The organism is Gracilimonas sediminicola, from assembly GCF_024320785.1.
Lineage (GTDB): Bacteria > Bacteroidota > Rhodothermia > Balneolales > Balneolaceae > Gracilimonas > Gracilimonas sediminicola.
The window spans coordinates 1-1,860 of sequence record NZ_JANDBC010000005.1 but is presented as its reverse complement, the minus strand read 5'-3'; the positions used below and the strand labels follow the sequence as shown (position 1 = coordinate 1,860).

2 protein-coding genes are annotated in these 1,860 nt (G+C 42.4%); both read right to left on the bottom strand.

Annotated elements, in window-relative coordinates; all coding sequences use genetic code 11:
- Positions 1-106: 106 nt before the first annotated feature.
- Complete coding sequence (locus tag NM125_RS15815; protein ID WP_255135948.1) at positions 107-1,456, bottom strand: TolC family protein; 1,350 nt, start codon at positions 1,454-1,456, stop codon at positions 107-109.
- On the bottom strand, positions 1,453-1,860 hold a 408-nt coding region (locus NM125_RS15810), incomplete at its 5' end, for an efflux RND transporter permease subunit (protein WP_255135947.1). The genes NM125_RS15810 and NM125_RS15815, both read right to left, overlap by 4 nt.

Genomic DNA, 1,860 nt, shown 5'->3' with positions numbered 1-1,860 from the left:
CAGAGTAAATAAGTATGTTTTTTGTTTTCATAGTAGTGAGATCTAAGATATTAGATGTAAGATTTGAGAAGTTTTTATCTTGATACTCAAATCTCACAGCTTACATCTATTTATTAAGATTGATGTTATTTTTTCCAGTTAGATAATCGATATACGCCGATGAAACCTGCATATCCACCAAAGCCTGAATACGGCTGAGTTGATAACCCAAAAGCTTGCGCTGCATACGTAGAATTTCTTCAAAATTGGAACTGTCGGTTGAATAGTTCTGGGTCAAAATGCTCAGTGCCTGATTAACCCGTTGAATCTGCTTCTGGTCATACAAATCAAACCGCCGCCGCGCATCATAATAGTCCCTCAATGAAGAGGATAAATCTGTTTCCAGTTTATTCTCTTTGTTTGTTATTTGCGACTGTACTGACTGAATATTCAGCTCTGCTTGTTGAACCTTGGCATTGTATTTTTTTCGGAACAGGGGAATTTTAAAACTGGCTCTGGCCATGATGGCATCTTTGCCATTATCAGCCAAGGTTGGTACATCTGAGCGTTCTCCAGTGAAGATATAATCCAGACCTACGCCAAAGGATGGTTTCCCGTCTTTTACTGCCAGCGTTTTCATTTCGCGGGCGGAGTCCTCCTGATATTTAAGGCGATTTATTGACGGGTTTTGCTGAACCAATTGACTCAGTAATTCCGGCTCGCTTTCTATACTCATTTCAGGGATTAACGTATCCGGTAAGGCGATCACCTGTTCTTCCTCAGCATTCAAAAGCTCATTCACTTTTTGAATTAACACGTTCCGGTTGTCTTCAAGCAAAGCAATTTGCGTCTTCAGGTCTTCTTGCTCGATTTGAGCCCGTAACACATCCACCTGCGAAGCCTGATCTGTTTCATATCGGCTCAAACTTATCTCCACTAATGAGTTTAGGATGTCGAGGTTTTCGTTGGCAATCTCCAAGCTTTGGTCTAACTCATAAAGTTCAATAAGTGCTTTCTCGGTTTGATAAAACAGTCGATTTCGGGTCTCCTGAAATACTTCGTATTGTGCTTTAGCCTGCGCTTCCGATATTGATCGTTTATCTGAGAGGCTTCCAAACCAGGGAAACATTTGGGTAAGTGAAATCCTTGCTTTTTGTGGTCCCAATCTGGTTTCAATCGGACTGATGAAATAGGCAAAAGCAACTTCCGGATCGGGCAAAGCACCAACAATAGGACTTTCTTCAAGAGCTGATAGATAGTGCTGATATTCAGCCTTCAACTCGGGATTATTCTTAGCTGCTTGTTGTTGGTATTCGGCAATAGTTTGAGCTTGCACGGTAAAAGGCAGTGCAATTATGCCAAGTAATGCAATTAATCGCAGAGCGTGCAGAGGTTTCGCAAAGAGTGCTGAAGACTTTCTTCCCATCCCGTTCAATGTTGGATATTCAATATTCTTTATTCGATGATCTTCTTTCATGACAATTCTTTTTTCATTTTAAATTCTTTCCACATGTAGTAAAGGACCGGTATAACCAGTAATGTGACGATTTGCAGGAACATGCCACCTACACTCGGGATTGCCATAGGCACCATAATATCCGAGCCTCGGCCTGTGGATGTTAGGACGGGTAACAAAGCAAGGATGGTGGTGGCTGTCGTCATGAGTGTCGGACGAATCCTTCGTGTACTTGCCTCTATCACCACTTCTCGTAACTCGGCCGATGTCTTCGGTTTCTTGCGATCAAACAATTGGTCGAGATAGGTTGCCATCACTACACCTCCGTCAGCCGCTATTCCAAATAAGGCGATGAATCCCACCCACACAGCCACACTTAAGTTCACGGTTCCCATTTGAAACAGATCCCGAAGATTTTGACCAAA

Coding starts and splice junctions, on each gene's coding strand:
- NM125_RS15815 (WP_255135948.1), bottom strand. CDS start 1,456: ATGAAAGAAGATCATCGAATAAAGAATATTGAATATCCAACATTGAAC.